The organism is Actinomadura napierensis, from assembly GCF_039529375.1.
Taxonomy (GTDB): Bacteria; Actinomycetota; Actinomycetes; order Streptosporangiales; family Streptosporangiaceae; genus Spirillospora; species Spirillospora napierensis.
Genome location: NZ_BAAAMR010000072.1, coordinates 1 through 17,668 on the forward strand (window position 1 = coordinate 1; position 17,668 = coordinate 17,668).

General features: G+C 66.6%; 22 protein-coding genes. 17 read left to right on the plus strand and 5 right to left on the minus strand.

Going from position 1 to position 17,668, the window contains the following annotated elements; genetic code table 11:
• Positions 1 to 471 precede the first annotated feature (471 nt).
• The 5 genes from ABD296_RS32455 (at position 472) to ABD296_RS32475 (ending at position 5,043) form a co-directional block, all read left to right on the plus strand.
• The gene (locus ABD296_RS32455) at positions 472 to 774 is read left to right on the plus strand and encodes a DUF6247 family protein (RefSeq protein WP_344275953.1); all 303 of its coding nucleotides are present in this window, start codon (positions 472 to 474) and stop codon (positions 772 to 774) included.
• The gene (locus ABD296_RS32460; protein ID WP_344275956.1) at positions 771 to 1,016 is read left to right on the plus strand and encodes a type II toxin-antitoxin system RelE family toxin; all 246 of its coding nucleotides are present in this window, start codon (positions 771 to 773) and stop codon (positions 1,014 to 1,016) included. Before ABD296_RS32455 ends, ABD296_RS32460 begins: the two co-directional genes overlap by 4 nt.
• A gap of 189 nt (positions 1,017 to 1,205) precedes the next feature.
• The gene (locus tag ABD296_RS32465) at positions 1,206 to 1,919 is read left to right on the plus strand and encodes a hypothetical protein (RefSeq protein WP_344275959.1); all 714 of its coding nucleotides are present in this window, start codon (positions 1,206 to 1,208) and stop codon (positions 1,917 to 1,919) included.
• Between the two features lie 919 nt (positions 1,920 to 2,838).
• Complete coding sequence (locus ABD296_RS32470) at positions 2,839 to 3,048, plus strand: hypothetical protein (RefSeq protein WP_344275962.1); 210 nt, start codon at positions 2,839 to 2,841, stop codon at positions 3,046 to 3,048.
• 1,305 nt (positions 3,049 to 4,353) lie between these two features.
• A complete protein-coding gene (locus tag ABD296_RS32475; RefSeq protein WP_344275964.1) occupies positions 4,354 to 5,043 on the plus strand; it encodes a hypothetical protein in 690 nt (229 codons plus the stop codon).
• A gap of 539 nt (positions 5,044 to 5,582) precedes the next feature.
• Here ABD296_RS32475 and ABD296_RS32480 read toward each other — a convergent pair.
• Both ABD296_RS32480 and ABD296_RS32485 read right to left on the minus strand, forming a co-directional pair.
• Entirely contained in the window at positions 5,583 to 6,236 is a 654-nt protein-coding gene (locus ABD296_RS32480; protein WP_344275967.1) for a DUF6338 family protein, read from the minus strand.
• Positions 6,237 to 6,496: 260 nt separating this feature from the next.
• On the minus strand, positions 6,497 to 7,429 hold the full coding sequence (locus ABD296_RS32485) for an AAA family ATPase (RefSeq protein WP_344275969.1): 933 nt from the start codon (positions 7,427 to 7,429) through the stop codon (positions 6,497 to 6,499).
• A 146-nt stretch (positions 7,430 to 7,575) separates the two neighbouring features.
• On the opposite strand from ABD296_RS32485, the gene ABD296_RS32490 reads away from it, so the two are divergent.
• The 3 genes from ABD296_RS32490 (at position 7,576) to ABD296_RS32500 (ending at position 8,425) form a co-directional block, all read left to right on the plus strand.
• Entirely contained in the window at positions 7,576 to 7,815 is a 240-nt protein-coding gene (locus ABD296_RS32490; RefSeq protein ID WP_344275972.1) for a hypothetical protein, read from the plus strand.
• An 83-nt stretch (positions 7,816 to 7,898) separates the two neighbouring features.
• Positions 7,899 to 8,240, plus strand: a complete 342-nt coding sequence (locus ABD296_RS32495; protein WP_344275975.1) for a hypothetical protein — start codon at positions 7,899 to 7,901, stop codon at positions 8,238 to 8,240.
• On the plus strand, positions 8,240 to 8,425 hold the full coding sequence (locus ABD296_RS32500) for a hypothetical protein (RefSeq protein WP_344275978.1): 186 nt from the start codon (positions 8,240 to 8,242) through the stop codon (positions 8,423 to 8,425). Before ABD296_RS32495 ends, ABD296_RS32500 begins: the two co-directional genes overlap by 1 nt.
• Positions 8,426 to 8,487: 62 nt before the next feature.
• Here ABD296_RS32500 and ABD296_RS32505 read toward each other — a convergent pair whose 3' ends face one another.
• The 3 genes from ABD296_RS32505 to ABD296_RS32515 all read right to left on the minus strand — a co-directional run bounded on the left by ABD296_RS32505 (position 8,488) and on the right by ABD296_RS32515 (position 10,773).
• Positions 8,488 to 9,078: an ATP-binding protein gene (locus ABD296_RS32505; protein WP_344275981.1), complete on the minus strand. Its 591-nt coding sequence runs from the start codon at positions 9,076 to 9,078 to the stop codon at positions 8,488 to 8,490.
• Positions 9,075 to 10,109, minus strand: a complete 1,035-nt coding sequence (locus ABD296_RS32510; protein ID WP_344275984.1) for an AAA family ATPase — start codon at positions 10,107 to 10,109, stop codon at positions 9,075 to 9,077. The genes ABD296_RS32505 and ABD296_RS32510 overlap by 4 nt, the downstream gene beginning before the upstream one ends.
• 268 nt (positions 10,110 to 10,377) lie before the next feature.
• Positions 10,378 to 10,773 (minus strand): winged helix-turn-helix domain-containing protein, encoded by a 396-nt coding sequence (locus ABD296_RS32515; protein WP_344275987.1) that lies wholly within the window; start codon positions 10,771 to 10,773, stop codon positions 10,378 to 10,380.
• A gap of 137 nt (positions 10,774 to 10,910) precedes the next feature.
• Between ABD296_RS32515 and ABD296_RS32520 the strand changes: the two genes are divergently transcribed.
• The 9 genes from ABD296_RS32520 (at position 10,911) to ABD296_RS32560 (ending at position 17,610) form a co-directional block, all read left to right on the plus strand.
• The gene (locus ABD296_RS32520) at positions 10,911 to 11,282 is read left to right on the plus strand and encodes an SCO3933 family regulatory protein (protein WP_344275990.1); all 372 of its coding nucleotides are present in this window, start codon (positions 10,911 to 10,913) and stop codon (positions 11,280 to 11,282) included.
• Between the two features lie 14 nt (positions 11,283 to 11,296).
• Positions 11,297 to 12,637, plus strand: a complete 1,341-nt coding sequence (locus ABD296_RS32525; RefSeq protein WP_344275993.1) for an FtsK/SpoIIIE domain-containing protein — start codon at positions 11,297 to 11,299, stop codon at positions 12,635 to 12,637.
• A gap of 96 nt (positions 12,638 to 12,733) precedes the next feature.
• The gene (locus tag ABD296_RS32530; RefSeq protein ID WP_344275996.1) at positions 12,734 to 13,045 is read left to right on the plus strand and encodes a hypothetical protein; all 312 of its coding nucleotides are present in this window, start codon (positions 12,734 to 12,736) and stop codon (positions 13,043 to 13,045) included.
• On the plus strand, positions 13,042 to 13,893 hold the full coding sequence (locus ABD296_RS32535; protein ID WP_344275999.1) for a DUF2637 domain-containing protein: 852 nt from the start codon (positions 13,042 to 13,044) through the stop codon (positions 13,891 to 13,893). The genes ABD296_RS32530 and ABD296_RS32535 overlap by 4 nt, the downstream gene beginning before the upstream one ends.
• A 20-nt stretch (positions 13,894 to 13,913) precedes the next feature.
• Positions 13,914 to 14,318, plus strand: a complete 405-nt coding sequence (locus ABD296_RS32540; RefSeq protein ID WP_344276001.1) for a hypothetical protein — start codon at positions 13,914 to 13,916, stop codon at positions 14,316 to 14,318.
• Between the two features lie 116 nt (positions 14,319 to 14,434).
• Positions 14,435 to 14,590 (plus strand): hypothetical protein, encoded by a 156-nt coding sequence (locus tag ABD296_RS32545; RefSeq protein WP_344276003.1) that lies wholly within the window; start codon positions 14,435 to 14,437, stop codon positions 14,588 to 14,590.
• A gap of 97 nt (positions 14,591 to 14,687) precedes the next feature.
• Positions 14,688 to 16,103 (plus strand): replication initiator, encoded by a 1,416-nt coding sequence (locus tag ABD296_RS32550; protein WP_344276006.1) that lies wholly within the window; start codon positions 14,688 to 14,690, stop codon positions 16,101 to 16,103.
• Positions 16,100 to 16,279, plus strand: a complete 180-nt coding sequence (locus tag ABD296_RS32555) for a helix-turn-helix domain-containing protein (RefSeq protein ID WP_344276009.1) — start codon at positions 16,100 to 16,102, stop codon at positions 16,277 to 16,279. Before ABD296_RS32550 ends, ABD296_RS32555 begins: the two co-directional genes overlap by 4 nt.
• On the plus strand, positions 16,279 to 17,610 hold the full coding sequence (locus ABD296_RS32560) for a site-specific integrase (RefSeq protein ID WP_344276012.1): 1,332 nt from the start codon (positions 16,279 to 16,281) through the stop codon (positions 17,608 to 17,610). The genes ABD296_RS32555 and ABD296_RS32560 overlap by 1 nt, the downstream gene beginning before the upstream one ends.
• The last annotated feature ends 58 nt before the right edge of the window (positions 17,611 to 17,668 follow it).

The window sequence follows — 17,668 nt, forward strand, 5'->3', positions numbered from 1 at the left end:
CGCTGCACTACGGTGACCGCATCACCCTGAACTGAAAACCGATCACCGCCTCACCCACAGACTTTCAGACAGTCCCGGCCATGAGCGGCGCTCTGTCCGGTGGCTGAATCCCATGCCTCCCACCGTTGTGCAAGAGGCCCCTTGCGGTGATCGCGAGGGGCCTCTGAGCTGGGAGCCGGCGAGGGGACTTGAACCCCTAACCTTCTGTTTACAAGAAACCGGCCACCCCACAACCAGGGCCATCACCGCAGGTAGACCCGTGTGCGCCTAGTCGTGGGTGCCAGCAGTCGTAAGCCTCTGTTGCGGTACTTCCGTGCTGTACTTCCCGGCCAGTGGCACGGGGAGGACGACGACCACCCACCGGGGCGCGCCACCCCTTCGAACGCCCAGCATGCGCCCTCTACCGGACGGCCCAGCCCGTAGACTCATGGTGAGGGCTGGCATGGGGACTGAGTAATGAGGAGGGGCGTCATGACGGCTGAACCACTCGATCATGGCCCACTCGATCCGGAAGACATCATCCGGCGCCTGCCCCACGACGACCGAGAGCGGTTCATACAGGACTACCGCAGCGCCCTCGATGCCGCACACGAGCTCTGGCGCTACCGCCAACTCCAAGAGGTCCTTCGCCTGTGGCACATGCGAGCCACTGCCTACGCCCGCCCCGACTTCGCCGAACGAGCACAGCAAGCACGCACGGGCGACCCGGCCGTCTTCACGCCCGCGAGCGAAGCGATCCCAGGATGGTCCCAGCGCACGGACGGCGCTCGTTGAACTACCGCGTCGAGCTGCACTCGACCGCACTCGCCCAGATCGCCGGCCTACCTCCCGTAGCCTTCGACGCCCTGGTGACCTCCCTCGCCGACGTGGCCGAACGCCCCTGGGACGCCATGGCCCTCGCCAACGACGAACCCGAATACCGCCAAGTCATCTTCGGCACCTACGGCCTGGTCTCCTTCTACGTCGACGACACAGCCGAAATCATCCGCGTCTTCGACATCACCTGGACCGGCTGACACCAGTACGGACCTTGGCGCGCTGGGCGGCGGATTTACAGTCCCACCGCTCAACTCCTTTGGCCTGCGTCTACGTCGAGCGTTTGGCGAACTTCGGCCTGTATTCGGCACAGTCACCTGCCAGACACTCTCCAAAGAGTCGAACCTTCTGTACTGTAGGCAGCCCTCCATGAGGAACGAGGAGCCGACATGGCCGGTCCGCGTTCGTACGACAGAAACACCCTGTCATCCTTGGGCTATCTGAGCGGCGGACTCTGCTACTACCCAGGTTGCCCTGATCCGGTGTTCCGCGAGAGAGATGGCTACTGGCACCTGATTGGCCAGATCGCACATATCCGTGCCGCTAACTGCAATGGTCCACGCTACGACTCCTCCATGACTGACGATGAGCGTCGTGCCATCGAGAATCTCATGATTTTCTGCCATCCTCATCACAGTTTGATCGACAAACTTGACAACGCGCCACGGTATCCCGTCGCCGTCCTGCACCGTTGGAAGGCTCAGCACGAAGCTGATCCCAACGAGGCAGTGAAACGTCTTCGTGAAGTCAGCCCCTCTGGACTACGGAAGATCGTCGCGGACGGTCTCCAGCAGCATGACGCCCTCATGTTGAGGGCCATCGCACGCTTGGAGACGTCCGACCAAGAAGCAGCGTCTGTGATGCGCAGCCTCATCGAGGAACTGACAGAAGCGTATGCCATACAACGTCAGAGCCTTAATCCTGAAATGGTGGAGCTGCTCAACCTGGCGGCTGACAAACTGACACACTTCGGCGGTTTTGAGAGGATCGAGCTGCTTAACCTGGCCGCTGACAAACTAGCGCACCACAGCTACGTGCCTGAAGCGCTCGACAGCGCCGTCTCACGTCTCGAACAAGCTGCCAGGCGACTTCCCGAGTACTAAAAGGACCGCTCTCGGACGCATCAGCTAGACCTGAGGCAGGTGTTGCCGCGTTCCTGCGAAGGTCGCAGCAACTTTAGATAGCTTGAAGATTTTTCGCAGGCAGCGAAGATGCCAAACCTGCTGTTTACAAGCGAGCTCAGGACCGTCCAGGGCTGTCCCCACAAGTCCCCTGGCCAGCCCCGCGACGTCCCGCCCGTCCACACCCGTCCAAGATCATCCAACCCCGTTGTTAGCACCGCCGCTAGCACGCTCAGTCGCTCGGAAGGTGACCGTCCTCTCGGAGCTTGGCGTGTGCCTGGTCGCGAAGCCGCATCAAGTCGCCGTAGTCGTAGCCGATCCTGTCCAATTGATCGCAGGCCCACCCCAGTTGCCTCGGTGAGGCCACCTTCCACAGGTACCCAAGTTGTGCAGTAGCTCGCCGGCGACGTTCGCGTCTCCGCTTGTGACCCAGAGAACCCGTGAGGCTTAGACACGCATCGGCGAGTTCGCGGATCCACAAGGCGAAGTCCTCGCACTGGTCCTGAGCGGGCAGTCCTACCGGCCTGCGCCGGCCCGCCGTGGCCCGGATCTGCATGAAGGCGACGGACACCAAGTGCGCTACCGCTTGCTCCGGCGAGGGGCGTCGCGCCCGCATGTCACTACCTCCGCATCACCAGGTCCCTGGCCTGGTGATCGTCTCAAGACGCTAGGCCCAGCGCCAGAAGTTGCACCAACCCAGGGAAGGAGGCGGCGGGCGCTGCACTGGGCCACAGCGGATTTACAGTCCCAACCGTCAAACGCGCCTGACCTGCAGCTACGCCGACCGGTCCCCAGACTTCGGCCGGTATTCGGCATGGCGAGCTTCCCCTAGGCTCTACGCTCTTCGGCCGACGCGGTCTACCGTGAGCCTCGAAGCGGCCAACCTGCTGAAGGACGCACCATGGCACAGATCGAAGTCAAGGGGTGGAGCGCCGACCACTACACGCCGAGGGCAGAGAAGAGCAGGGCGCGCAAATGTGCCCAGGGAGGTTCTGAGGTCTGCGGGCGTGAGGCGGAGTTCACGATCGTCTACCCAAACGGCGAGTCGATCGCCACGTGTCCAGATCACCTCATCACGTACGTCCATACGAGGATCAAGGACGACGGCTGAACCCCGAACCTTCAGCTTGGGAATCAAACCGATCACGGCCGTCAGGCTGCCGACCTGGGACTAACGCGTTCCGCGAGTGACCGTGAATGCCCCTTGATCACCGTGGCTAATCGCCCGCTAATCGCCCGTCGTCCGCCACTACCTACACCGAACGGCCGGCCTCCACCCGTAACCGCCAGGTCTCTTGGCGCCGGTGCGTGGCCGGCTCGCTACGAGCCTCACAAGCAAGATCCACACTCGTTCTGACCCGTCTGCTGACCTGCTAGGCAGCCCGCCCCGGAAACGCCTCGGTTCCACCAGCGTCCAGGCCCCGCTGTTAGCAGCTCCGTGAGCAAACCCGAGCACTCCGCGCCAGCCGGTGCGGACTCGTTCGCACGCACGGCGCGCAAGATGTAACAGACCGTCTCGCGCGAACGGCTGCCCCGGCTCACGGGGGACCCAGGAGCGGCGTGAGCCCCCGGTTCGACCTTGCTCAACCACCTCTTCAGCGACGCCTGCCGCATGACCTCTTCGTCCCGATCGATCGGCGATCACGGACCTTTATCGCACCACCCGGTTTGCAACGTGCCGGCGTACCGGCTACGTAAGCCGTTGTGAGCCTACGTTTGCTGTACTCAACTGCTGGACAGCAACCCTACTGACCTGCGGCAGCACCCACGGATCGGAGGGCAAACCGACTTTAGTCCGCAAGGCCAACCACGGCCCGAACACCGGAGGCGGCGCAGCGCGGGGGGGACCTCACAACCGATAGGACCAAGTGCGATTTCCGTACTAGATCGCATACGACTGCTCAGACACCAGCCTTCTACGTCAGACTGTGGATCAGAGTAACTACGGCGGTGACGAGTCCTGCTATGGCGGTGATGAGGACGGATACGGCCGTCAGATGGTCTGTGATCCTTTTTGGTTCCCGCTGAGAAGGATGTTGGTGGCGAGCCATCGTGACGGACCTGCTTTCTTGATCGGAAAGAATCTGTTGCCAGAACGCTCAGTTGGCTGGCAGACGTTCATGATGATGGCACTGGACTGAGCGGTAGTCGCGCGAGCGCGATGGAACCAATGTGACAGTTAGGCGAGGCTTCGTACCCATGAGTGGCCCGGCGGACGTGTTACAGGCCGTCTAGCTGCTGCGGAGCAAGATCGGTCAAATTTTTGACGCAAAGGCGGCCCCACCCATCGTGGACGTTTGCGCTCCACTCTGGGTGGACGTTCGCGATCACGTGGCGTGGGGACAATCGTCAGAGTAGACCGAGGCGTATACTTAGTGAGGCCCCGAATCCGGGCTACAAACGGGGAGGTTCCGGCATGATCGAATCGTGGCTGTGGGTTGCCTTCCCGACGGATTGGATGGCGCTGCACAGAGTTCGCGGGTCTACGGATGATCGACACGGCGTAGTCCGGATCCTGCGCTACAGGATCTTTGACTTCATACTGAAGGAGGCCCCGAGTTGTGCCGCCCTCCAGGAACCGAGTTGGCTCATTGACGCCATGATCTGCGCGTCGATTGAGGAGAGTCGAAGCGCGCAGCGGCTCGGAGAGGAGGTCGTCCGTCTCAGAAGCACTGGCTTTACCTGGGAACAGATTGGCGGGTTGCTTCATACGAACAAGACCGCGGCGCATAAGCGGTTTGGCCATCGTCCGATGAAAAGGGGGCCACGCGTCAACCTCTCAGAGTTCAGCGATGAGAACCTGATTGAGCAAATCTCCCCTTTGGTCTTTGCACGCGAGATCGAGTGGGCCGCACCAGTTGTGCTCCGCGATCTGGTAGTTCAAGCGCGCTGCCAGGGGCATCCTTGGTCAGAAATCAGTGCCGCACTTGGCGTAGGGGAAAGTGCAGGTCAGAAGCGCTTCGGGCAGGGGCTGCCGCCAATGCGAATAAGACAACTAATGGTTGAGCTATCTTGGGCGGCCAATGTCGCGTACTCCCCAGCGGCTCGGAAATGTTTTCGCAAGCGACTGGAGATCGCAAAGAAGCGAGGATACGGGGGCTATTGAGAACCATTACTCCTCAGGGTTGGGCTAGAAAGTCATCTCGGACGCCTTGCATTTCAAGAACGTACAGACTCATCCAGATTCGCCTTTAGCGCCTGTATTGACAACGCCCCGAGCCCCACTCGCCGACCGGTCCGGGGTGCTCGTTCGCGCGAACGACGCGCAAGGTGCGACAGACCGTCTCGCGCGAATGAGTGCCCCGGCTCGCGGGGGTCCAGGGGGCGGCGCAGCCCCCTGGTTCGCGAACGTTCGATTGGCGGCCTGTATCGACGATCTTGCAACCTTCGCCTGTGCATCGCGCGGCATGCCGACCTTCACGGATTTCGGTATGGTCAGAGGAGCAATCACCGAGCAACCAAAGGGAAGGAATCAGATGCCTCAAGATAAGCGCGACAAGGGGACAAAGCCGGACAGAAGTGAAGAAAGGGGGCAGAGGCGCGTAGAGGAGGGACAAAAGGGGCAACGAGGCGTGCGGGGAGGTCAGCAAGGGAGCGGCAAGGAGCCATCGGCCAAACCCCCCGCCCCGCCCCTTCCCCCCAAGTCTAAGGGCCAGGGGCAAGGAGGTAATTGACGGTCATCAGCACTATTTTCCTAGCGGGAACACAGACAGCACCGACAGGGTGTGGCGTCGCCTGCTCGCCGTCCGGCGGGCGGTACAGAATTGGTTCGACCAAAATCAGATCTCGATCCGGTAGGTCATCTCCTGCACGGTTGAATGATGCAAGAATCCCCTCAACGTAGGACCCATCTTCGAGGAGACAGCCTACCTGCTTATCCAAATCAGGTTTCCAGAGCTCAAAGAGTCGCCACCAAGCCGAAACTGTGGATTCATGCGGATATTCGCCTATAATTCGAGCGACCATTTGACGTGAAAATTCAGCTGTCGCTAGGAATGCCCCTAGCGTCGCAACGACCAAAAGAGCGAGTGCCCAGAAGCTGACTAGACCCGGGTGCATCCGCCAGTATTTTGCTGGGCTGGCAAAAAGGGCATTTTCGTCAAGTGCCCATGACCACAAAGGCCAGGCAACAGTGATGACGGTCAAATCAGCTACGACACCAGCCGAGACAATAGAGATCAACTCACGAAGCGCTGTCGGCTTGCGTTCGACTCCAGCACGTTCTCTACCAACCAAATATGCGAAGCCAGGGAGCAACAGCACAATGAACATAACGAGACCAGTCAGCGTCGACGGCATTGCTTTACCTCCACAGCAGACGCAGCCGAAATGATCAGGCGTGTCTTGCCTGACACCAAGGTGACCCTATCGACAGCATGCACAGTCGATGGCTTGTGTATGAAGGAAACCGCTCTGCCTGGCCGGTCGGCCCGGGGCGGGTCGGCCCGGAGAGGCCGCATGCCCGGCCCGGACCGTCCGGCGGCGGCCGCGGAGCGGGCGCCCTTGAAGACGTAGAGAAAGTTCTCATCGGGCACGGGTACGGCCTGGCTGACCTGGGGTTATGGGATGAGCTTGGTGAGGGCTCGGCGGGTCTGGTCGGCGAGGCTGACGGCGGCGCCTAGGCGGTTGTCGATGGTGAGGTGTGCGGCCTCGGGTGGGTCTTCGGTGTTGAGGCCGGCGGTGTATTCGTCCCAGTGGGCGAGTTTCCAGCCGTCGCGGGCGGCGTCGCGTAGCTCGATGTACTCGTGCATGGTGTCGATGTCGCTGTGTACCCAGATCGCGGTGACGTCCACGCCCTTGGCCTGGCAGCGGTGGGTGAGGCGTGGCAGCCATGAGGGGTTGTTGAGTTCGTCGATGAACGGGGCCGCGAGGATGATCGAGACGCCGCAGTCGATGTTGGCGTAGGCGGCGTTCATCATGCACCGGTACTCGTGCGGGCGGACCTCGGCGCGGTAGAGGTCGGTGTGGCGGTCGTGCGGGTCGCCGTTGAGCGAGATGAGCAGGCGCTCGGCCAGGCGGCGGGTGAGGGCGTCCTTGTCGAGGAAGGCCCAGCCGGACAGGTCGGAGAGGAAACGGGCGAACTCGGTCTTGCCGGATCCGGCGTAGCCGCCGACCAGGACGAGCGTGGGGTTGCCTCCGGCATTGGCGACGGCGCGGCCGTGCCAGGCGTTCGCCAGGCGCGTGGCGAGCGGGACGGTGTCGGGGAAGAACGGCGAGAGATCGAACGGGGCACCGTCCGCGCCGGGAGTCTTGCCGCGGGCCTCGGCTGCCATGCGCTCCAAGACGGTGAGCGGGACGTTATGGACGCGCGCGAGGTGTGGCAACCAGTCGTCGGGTATGCGCTCGCCGCGTTCCCAGCGGGAGATCTCGTGTCGGGTGAGGGTGTCAGAGCCGATGAGGGCGCATAGCTCGGCGGCGAGTGCGCTTTGGCTTCTGCTGCCTCGTAGGCGCCTGAGGTAGGCGCCGAAGTCCCGTCGCTTCTCGGTGGTCATGCCGTGGCCACCTCCCGTCATCGAGTGTGGCCCACACCTGGCCCCCTGTCAGGCTCCTTTGTCGATCGTGGGACGGAGGGACGCTGGTGGTCGTGCCGTTCGGGCCTGCTCGGCGGGCTCGCCGTTCGATCGCAAGGACACCCACGATGCAGACACATGCGCCAAGGGAAGACGCGGTTCTCCGCCAGCTCCAGGAGGAGTTCACGGGGCATCGCATCTGGAGGTCTCGACGCTGGGACGGGCAGGCCGGCGACTGGGTCGCCACGCTGCTCGATCGGGCGGCGGGTGTTGACCCGACGGTGATCCGGTCGGACGCTGAGGCGCTGCGGACGGCGCTCGTCGAGGAGCGCGAGCGTGCGGCCGGTACGACCAAGAGGGCCTGGTGATGGTGTCTGCTCCCGTGCCATCACCGGACGGGGCCGCTAACGAGTCCGGGGCGGCCCCGGGGGAGGTTGAGGTGGCGCGGCCGGTGCTTGTCCCCCCGGATGCACTGGCCGCGTCGCCTCGGCCGTGGCGCGCTCGGCTGTACCTGGGGCGGCTGCGGCGTGCGCTGCAGCGGGACGGGTGGACGGTTGAGCGCCTGTACACCGAGTCGCCCGTGATGCTGCGGGTGTACTCGGCGGACGCGCCGTGCCTCGGGGACAGCGTCTCGGTCGTCCGTGAGGCTGACGGCTGGTGGTTCCGGTCGAGTACCGGTGATCTGCTCGCCCCGTGCGGCCGTGTCGACCTGGCCGCTTCGGCGGTGGCGGCCTCGTTGCGGCCGCCATGGCTGGACCTGGCGATGCGGGTTCGGAGCCCAGGCGGCATGTGATGGACGCCGGGGCGGCGCTGGTCGAGCTTGCGGCGCGCTTCGGTGTGCCGTGCTGGTGGGGGACGTACACGCGGGCGTACTGGGCGATGGTGCCCGCGTCCGGGAGGTGGCGCCTGGTGGAGGCGCTGACGCTACGAGAGCTGGCCGTGGCCATCCAAGCGTCGGACGGGTGGCCTTGGCCGTGAGGACGGCCGCGCGGCAGGGTAGACGGCTGGCGTGTCGTCGGACGGCCCTGCCGCGCGGTCCACTACGTGAGGTCGGCCGGGATGGCGACGGGCTCGCCGGGGCCGGCGGCTACAGCGGCGATGACGCGGCGGGCCGTCTCTGTTGCGTCGGTGTGGTCGGTGTGGATGATCGTGTTGAAGACCGGCGTCTCGGCCGTGGTCCGGAGGTCGGCGAGGGTCTCGTCCCATGCCTCGAGGCGCTTCGGGGTGTCGCTGTCGCCTCGGTGCTCCGAGCGCTTCGCGCAGACCTCGCGCGGTACCCACAGCAGGACGCTTGTCCATGCGAGCGGGACGGCTGCGCATAGGCGTTTCAGGTCGGCGACGTTGCCCATGTGGACGACGGGGACGCGGTGGGCGTCGACCAGGGCGGCGATGTCCTGGCGGTCGATGGCGTAGACGTTGCCGTAGCGGCGCGTCTCGACGACCAGGCGGCCCGCGCCGCGGAGCGTCTCGCGTTCGGCGTCGGAGACGAGCCGGTAGCCGGTGCTGCGGCCGGTGCCGGTCTTGAGCTTCGGCAGTAGGGCGTACCGGTCGTCCAGGCGGGCGAGTTCGGCTGTGGTGGTGTCCTTGCCGCTGGTCGGCGGGCCGTACAGGATCACGCCGGGGCTGGTCATGACAAGACCCTACGCAGGGCTTCGCGCGTCTGGTCGGCGATGCTGATCGCTGCGCCTAGGCGGTTGTCGACGGTGAGGTGAACGCCGGGCGGGCTGGTCTCGGTGTTGAGTCCGGCGGCGTACTCGTCCCAGTTCGCCAGCTTCCACGCGTCGCGCGGGGCGTCGCGGAACTCGATGTACTCGCGCATGGAGTCGACGTCGCACCGGACCCAGATCACCGCGACGTCCACGCCCTTGGCCTTGCACCGGTTGGTGAGGCGTCCCAACCATGCCTCGTCGTTGAGCTCGGAGATGAACGGGGCGGCGAGGATCGTGGATACGCCGCAATCGATGTTGTCGTTCGCGGTGTCCATGAGGCATTTGTATTCCAGGGGCCTGACCTCTTTCAGGTAGAGGTCGGTGTGGCGGTCGTGCGGGTCGCCGTCCATCGAGATCAGGAGGCGTTCGGTGAGGCGGCGGGTGATCGAGTCCTTGTCCAGAAAAGCCCATCCGGACACGTCCCCGAGGAAGCGCGCGAACTCCGTCTTGCCTGATCCGGCGTAGCCTCCGACCAGGACGAGCGTGGTCGTGCCGATGCTGCCGCTCATGGCTCGGCCTCGCCATGCGCTGACCACCCGGGCCTTGAGGGCGTCGCCGGCGGTGTGGTCCCGGTCCTGGGTCTGGTCGGAGACGCGGTCGAGCCCCTGGGTGATGGCGTTGGCGGCGTCCTCGGTGGCCGCGGGGCTGAGCGGCGCGGGGAGCGGGAGCGTCAGGTCTCCGGTCTCCTCGCCGGGGAGTGGAAGGCGAAAGCCAAGCTCGGGCTCGGTGGCCTCATACATGAGGCAGTAGGCGCGGCGGTAGTGCGGCCCCGGGTACATGCTGCCGCTCTCGTGGCCCCATAGCGTCTGGAAGTTCGCCGCGACTCTGAGCCCGCCCCGCTCGGCCACTACGCGCAACTTGTCACCGGCGGCCTCAAGACTCAGGCCGTGGGTCTCTCGACGCTCGCGCAGTCTCGTGGGCTGCCAACCGGGACGCTGCTTGGTCGTGGTCATTCGTGGCCTTCCGTTTCGCCGCAGATGTCGGCACAAAAGCGCATGTCCCGAGCCTCTGCCATGGGGGTGTGAAAGCGGACGTATAAACGGACGTGAAAGAACCCGATGAGAGAATAGTGATGGGCTGGAAGCCTCCCCTGACACGAATATTGCTGTGCCGGATGAGAGTCGGATCACAGCAGGAGGCGATCGCCAGTGGCTGGCGGCGACGAGCAGGGGCGGACACCGCAGGAGCTGTTGGAGCTGGTTCTTGCCGAGCTCGACGAGCTCATTTGCCGGACTGACCAGCTCGCGGAGGCTCTGGGAAAACGGCCCGCTCGATCCGCGCGACCCGCTCTCCGAGATCGCGGATAGCGGTGAGGACTTCCGTGAGCTGCTTCATCGCCACATCGTCCTCGCCGGTCGCCGGCGCGGCCTGGACGGACGGCGGGGCGTCGGCCTGGTCGCGGACGAACACGCCCTTGCCCTGCTGGCCGATCACGGCCCCTTCGGTCCGCAACACGCTGATGGCGGCCTTCACGACCCCGGCGGACACGTCGTACTCCTCGCGGAGCCGGGCCGTCGACGGTAGGGCCTGCCCGGCGGCGAGTCGCCCGTCCCGGATCTGTTGCCGCAGGTCATCGGCTATCTGTAGGTACCCGGGCCGTCCGGTCCTCTCGACCACTCATCTGCCTTCCGTCGGGGGCTCGGACTCAAGTTCAGCACACCCGACCCGCCAAGAAAACCATGCTGTCCTTGACAACTTAGACGGCCAAGTAGACTATGTTGCCCAAGTGGTCTTCGGAACTCTGGAGGTTCCTCGTGCGCAACATCCCGGTGGATCTGTCGGCGCTCACGTTCGTGTGCGTGTCCGCGCCGCGTCCCAAGCTGGTGAATCAGGAGACGGGGGAGGTGAAGGTGGATCGTGACGGCAAGACGGTGTTCACCGTCGGGCTGTCGGCGGCCGACGCCATGGGCCGCGTCGAACTGGTCAACGTGTCGGTGCCCGGCGACCAGGACGTGACGATCGGGCAGATCGTGACGCCGGTCGGGCTGGTGGCCTTCCCCTGGGAACAGGTCATCAACGGTCAGAAGCGGTGGGGTGTCGCCTACCGGGCGTCCCGCATCGCGCTCGCCGGTCCTGTGGCTGTGCCGGACGCTCCGGCCGGTTCCGCTGCGGCGGACGTGGCCTGAACGGCGGCCTGGTCATGACTGACTTCTACCTGATGCTCGGGGTCTCGGCCGCTGCGGCGGCCGGGCTCTGGGCCTGGCGCCAGTGGCACCCGGTGTCGTTCTGGTACGGCGTCGGCTTCCCGATGCGGGCCGCGCTGGTGTACCTGACATGGCATCACGTCGCGTCCGGCTGCAAGCTGACCCGCAACCGGCGCCGGTTCCGCCTCACCTTCGACGCCGTCCCGGTGATGGGGCTGGCGTCCCGCTCGGCCGCGACCATGGTCCAGCAGAAGCGGCGGATGCGGCGAGTCGACGTCGAACGCGCTCCCCGGCTCGGTCTGCTGCGGCCGACCCGGCTGGGCTGGCGCATGCGGCTTCGCCTGCACGACGGGCAGGTCCCGGCGGACTACGAAAAGGCAGCAGAAGGCATCGCGCACGCCTGGCGCGTGCACTCAGTGCGGGTGGTCGATGTGCGGCCGGGGTTCGTGACGCTGTGGGCGACGATGCGAGACCCACTCACCGAGGTGACCCTGTCGCCGGCGCCCGCCGAACTACTCAAGGTCCGCCCCGGCAAGCTGGAGAACGGGGCCGACTGGGTGATGGACTTCCGCACCGTCCCGCACTGGCTCAACGCCGGAGCGACACAGTCCGGCAAATCCAACCTCGCGAACGCCATCATCCGTGACCTGGCCCCGCAACCGGTCGCGCTGGTGGGCTTCGACCTCAAGGGCGGGGTCGAGTTCACCCCGTACACCCCGCGGCTGTCGGCGCTGGCCACCAACCGCAAAGAGTCCGTCGACCTGCTCTCCGACCTCGTCGGCGAGGTCGAGAACCGCATGGCCCTGTGCCGTGCGCACGGTGCCCGCAACGTCTGGACGCTGCCGGAACACCTGCGGCCCGTCCCGGTGGTGGTCCTGGTCGATGAGGTCGCCGAACTGTTCCTGATGGCCGACAAGTCCGAGAAAGAGGAGGTGTCCCGGACGGCTACCGCGCTGCTGCGGGTCGCGCAGCTCGGCCGGGCGTTCGCGGTCTACCTGATCGTGTGCGGGCAGCGCATCGGCTCCGACCTCGGACCCGGCGTCACCGCCCTGCGCGCCCAGCTCTCCGGCCGGGTCTGCCACCGGGTCAACGATCCCGAGACCGCGAACATGACGCTCGGCGACCTGGACCCGGCCGCCCTGGACGCCGCCCGCGCCATCCCCGCCGAGACTCCGGGCGTGTGCGTGGTCGCCGGTCAAGACGGCGCCTGGCACCGCGCCCGCTCGGTCTACGTCCCCGAGCATGAGGCAGAACAAGCCGCGCGCGGACACGCGCACCTGACCCCGGACTGGGAAACCCTCATCTGCTCCGTCCCGGTCCTCTTCCCCGCCGCCTAGGCGCTTCTCTCTCTCCCTCTTCCGGCTCGGCGTGAGCCCTGATCGCGCCACGTCCCTACCCGACCCATGCCCGAAACCCGTCCTGGAGGCTGCCCGATGACCGCTCGCATCCGCGTCTTTCGTCCCCGTCCTCGTCCCCGGTTCGCCGTCGTCCCGTCCCCGTCCTCCGGCTCGTCCTCGCCGTCCTCGCGCTCGTCCCGGCCGTCGGCGGTGTCGTCGTGGGACGTGTGGCCGGTCGGCGTCGAGTGGGATGAGTTCCTGTCCTTGCACGTCGCTCGCTGCCAGCGGTGCGCCGAGTCGTTCGCCTCGTCCCGGCCCGGGGAGGCCGACGACTGGGCCGACACGCACCACTGCGACGCCGAGATGGCTGCGCTGCTGGCCCTGGTCGACGTCCGGCGGGCGGCATGACCCGGCGCGTCCTCGCCGTGGTGGCCGACTCCGCACCGGTGGTGGTCCTGGCCGGTATTGCGGCGGCGGGGTCGTTCACTCACATCCGTGACACGGCCACCGACCACGGTCAGCAGGGGTGGATGGCCTGGGCCATCGCCGTGTGCATCGATCTGACCTGCGTCATGGCGGCGGGGGAGCGGCAGCGCGACAAGCGCACGGGACGCCGGACGGGGCGGCTGTCGTGGCCGACGCTGGTCCTGGTCGGCGGCATCCTGCTGTCGCTGGCCGCGAACCTGGCGCAGGCGGATCGGTCGGTGTGGGGCTGGATCACTGCCGGCACTCCCGCCATGGCGTTCCTGGTCGCGGTCTCCATGCTGGAGCGCCGCAAGACCACACCTGCGGCGGAGCATCCCTCGCCCGCCCTGGTCCCGGACAGCCTGGCCGTCACGGACTCCTTCGGGGTCCCGTCCTCGGACGCGTCCGCCGTCCCGTCCTCGGCATCGTCGCCGTCCTCGCCGTGGGTGGTGTGGGAGGACGAACGGCCCGAACCTTCCGTCAGCGTCCCGGCCGTCCGGCTGACCCAAGATCACCAGACCCGCCGGGCCGACGACGACCAGGACGCGCAGGACGGGCAAACCGAAATTCCCGTCCCCGCCCCGGCCGTCGAGGAATCCCCGGCGCCCTCGCCCGATCCCGCTCCGGCGACGCCGCTGGTCGACTTCGCCCGCCGCGTCGCCTCCGAGTACGAAGACCGGCACGGCAAGCCGATCACCCGTGACGCGCTCCGCGCCCGCCTCGGGGTGTCCAACCAGCTCGCCTCTGACCTGCTCCGCCAGATCCGCACCGACCCCGTACCCGTCGCCTAACCGCCTGGAGGCATCGCACCATGACCGCGCACTCGCACCCGATCCCCGTCGTCCCCGGTGACCTGTTCGCCCGACACCAGGTCATCACCGGCCTGCGGGCGCTGGCCGACTTCCTGGAGGCCAACCCCGCCGTCCCGGTTCCCGAGTACGGCGAGACCTTCGACGTCTTCCCCCGCGACTGCGACGACGACTGCTCGGCCGCGCTGGTCGACCACGTCGCCGCGCTCCTGGGCGTCGAGCCCGACGACGACCGGCCCCTCGGCGGGCACTACACCGCGTCCCGCTCCTTCGGCCGCATCATCTACCGCATCGTCCATGTCCCCGACCGCAACCGCCGCGAGCTCGACGCGCAACTGAGCTACCGCGACAACATCCGCATCGGCACCGACCAGGACGAGCAGGGCGACGCCGGGCGGGCGGCCTGATGCGCGTCGTATGGGGCTGGGTCTGCGGGACCTGCGGCGGGGGCGGGGTCGCCTCCGACGGGTCGACCTGCCCCGACTGCGACGGCCACGGCCACACGCTCTGAAGGGATGACCTGATGTTCCTGCGCCGCTGCGGCTTCGCCGCCTTCTGGCTCGTCCTAGGCCCGTTCGCCCTCAACCACCCCGAGAACGCCGCGCACGCCGTCCGGGCCATCTTCGGCGGCCTGGCGCTGCTGGCCGACGCGCTGTCGCGGTTCGTGACGGCGTTCTAGATCCGCCCCCGGCGTGGCCGCACAGCCGGCAAGCACACACGGCCACGCCGGGGCCATCCCCACTAGCCACCTGAACGGATAGGGAGACCCGTCCATCGTGCCGCACGCTGTCCCACACGTCTCCGAGATCGCCGCGCGCGACATGGCCGAACGTTTCAACCGGCCCGACTTCCGAGCCTGGGCCCACCGCGCCCACACCACTGGCGGGTGTGCCCAACCGATCCACCTGCGCGGCGGTGTCGACCACATCGACCCGATGACCGGCGCCGTGCTACATCGCTACTCGACCGCCCGTGAGCCGGGCGGGATGCTGCGGGTGGCGTGCAAGACCCGGCGGGCGTCGCGGTGCCCGGCCTGCGCCGAGATCTACCGCGCCGACATCTACCAACTCGTCCGCGCCGGACTCGTCGGCGGCAAAGGCGTCCCCGACACCGTCACTCAGCATCCGGCGGCGTTCGTCACGCTCACCGCGCCCTCGTTCGGGCCGGTGCACTCCCGCCGCACCGGGGCCGGCGGCGCCGTCGCCTCCTGCCACCCCCGCCGCAACGGCGGCACCTGCCCGCATGGGCGGCCGGTGTCGTGCACCGTCCGACACTCCGCCGATGACCCTCGCCTCGGGCAACCGATCTGCCCGGACTGCTTCGACTACTCCGGCGCCGTGCTGTGGAACGCACACGCCCCCGAGCTGTGGCGGCGGTTCACCCTCGCCTTCCGGCGGTACGTCGCCCGGTCGGCGGGCCTGCGCGTCGCCGAGTTGCGCGAGGTGCTCACCGTCTCCTTCGCCAAGGTCGCCGAATACCAGCGGCGCGGCCTGGTGCACTTTCACGCCGTCATCCGCCTCGATGGACCCGGCGGCCCCGACGCACCCCCGCCCGCCTGGGCCACGCATGAGCTTCTCAAGGCGGCCGTCGACCATGCAGCGGGCGCGGTGCGGGTGTCGACTCCGGCTGCGGGCGACGTCCCGGCCATGACCCACGCGTGGGGCTCTCAGGTCGACGTGCGGCCGATCACCACGTCCGGGGACCTGACCGATAACGCGGTGGCGGGCTACATCGCCAAGTACGCCACCAAAGCCGCCGAATGCGTCGGCACCCTCGACCGCCGGATCAGGGCAACTGACGACCTGGCCGACCTGCCCGTAACCGCGCACGCCCGGCGACTCATCGCCGAATGCCTCCGCTTGGGTGCCCTCGACGAATACGCCGGGCTGCGCCTCGCCGAGTGGGCGCACATGCTCGGCTTCCGCGGCCACTTCTCCACCAAGTCACGGCGCTACTCCACCACCCTCGGCCGCCTGCGGGCGGCCCGGTTCGAGCACAACCAGCGCGAAGACGCCCACGAGATCACCACCGGACGCCTCCCCTTCGACGACGACCAGGTCCTCGTTGTCTCCCACTGGCGCTACCTCGGCCAAGGCATGACACCCGGCGAAGCACTCCTCACCGCTGCCCTAACCGGCAAGCCCCTTCCGCCCTTCGACCCGTCCACCGCGCCGTATGGGAGCACGAGTTGACCGACCTGGTTCTGACCGTCGACGAAGCGGCCGAACGGCTCCGTGTGAGCCGCTGGACGCTCTACAACCTCATCCGCTCCAACCAGCTCCGCACGGTCAAGATCGGCCGCCGCCGTCTTGTCCCCGTCAACGCGCTCATCGAGTACGTCGACCAACTCACGGAAGAGGCTGCCTGATGCCAAGAACCGCAATCGCCACCCCTGACGAGCCGGAGGACGGAAAGAGGCGCAAAGGCGCCCGGCGTAGTCGAGCCAACGGGGAGGGCTCGATCTACCCCTACCGGAACGGCTATGCGGCCTACGCCTGGGTGACCACTCCCACCGGGGAGCGCAAGCGGAAGTACGTGTACGGCAAGACGCGCGACATCGTCCATGACAAGTACATCAAGCTCCTCAGCGCGGCAGCTCAACGTCCGGTCGCCACCACGGTGCCGACCGTTGAGAAGTACCTGGCGTACTGGCTGCGTGATGTGGTCGAGCCCAACCGGGAACCCAATACCTACTCGAACTACGAGCTGATGTGCCGTCTTCACATCGTTCCTGGCCTGGGTAAGAAGCGCCTCGACCGGCTCACTGTGCGGGACGTCCAGACCTGGCTGAACAAGCTTCCGGGTGCCTGCCAGTGCTGCGCACAAGGTAAGGACGTGAAACGGCCCGCTGAGCACGATGACCCTCGGAAGCGGCGGCGCTGCTGCGCGGTCGGGGAGTGCTGCGAGAGCTTTCCGAGTCGACGGACGATCACGTCGGCCCGGAACACTCTGCGGAACGCGCTCAACCACGCGATGACGGAAGAGATCATCGCGCGGAATGTGGCGAGTCTGGCCAAGGTGCCGGCGGCCCGGAAGCGCGCTCGCAAGTCGTCCACCTGGACGGTTGAGGAGGCGCGTCGGTTCCTGGAGCACACCCGAAAGACCAACGACCCGTTGTATGCCGCGTGGGTCCTGATCCTCCTCATGGGCATGCGCAAAGGCGAGGTGTTCGGCCTGCGCTGGGCAGATGTCGACTTCGCGGCAGACGAACTCAGCATCGGCTGGCAGCTACAGCGCGTCGGCTCGCGCCTGATCCACAAGGAGCGGACGAAGACAGACGGCTCCACGGACGTTCTACCGCTGCCCTCCCTGTGCACGGCTGCGCTGCAGCTCCGTGAGGGGCAGCAGACGGCGGAGCGGGAGGCGTGCAACGACTGGCACGGAAGCGATCTCGTCTTTACGACCAGGACGGGCCGACCGATCGAGCCGCGCAACGTCAACCGGGCCTTCGAGTCGCGCTGTGCCGCTGCCGGCGTCAAGCTCATCCGGGTCCATGACACTCGGCACACGTGCGGGAAGCTCTTGGCCGCGCTGGACGTCCATCCCCGAGTGGCGATGCAGATTCTCCGGCACAGCAAGATCAGCCTGACCATGGAGATCTACACCGAGGTTCCGACCGAGCAGACCAGGGCGGCACTCAAGCGGCTGGGGGAACACCTGGAGGCCGGCAACGACGACAGTGAAGGGACGTCGGCGTAGCTGTACTTCGCTGCTGTACCTGTTAGCAATGAGGCCCTCTCCGGCATCGGAGGGGGCC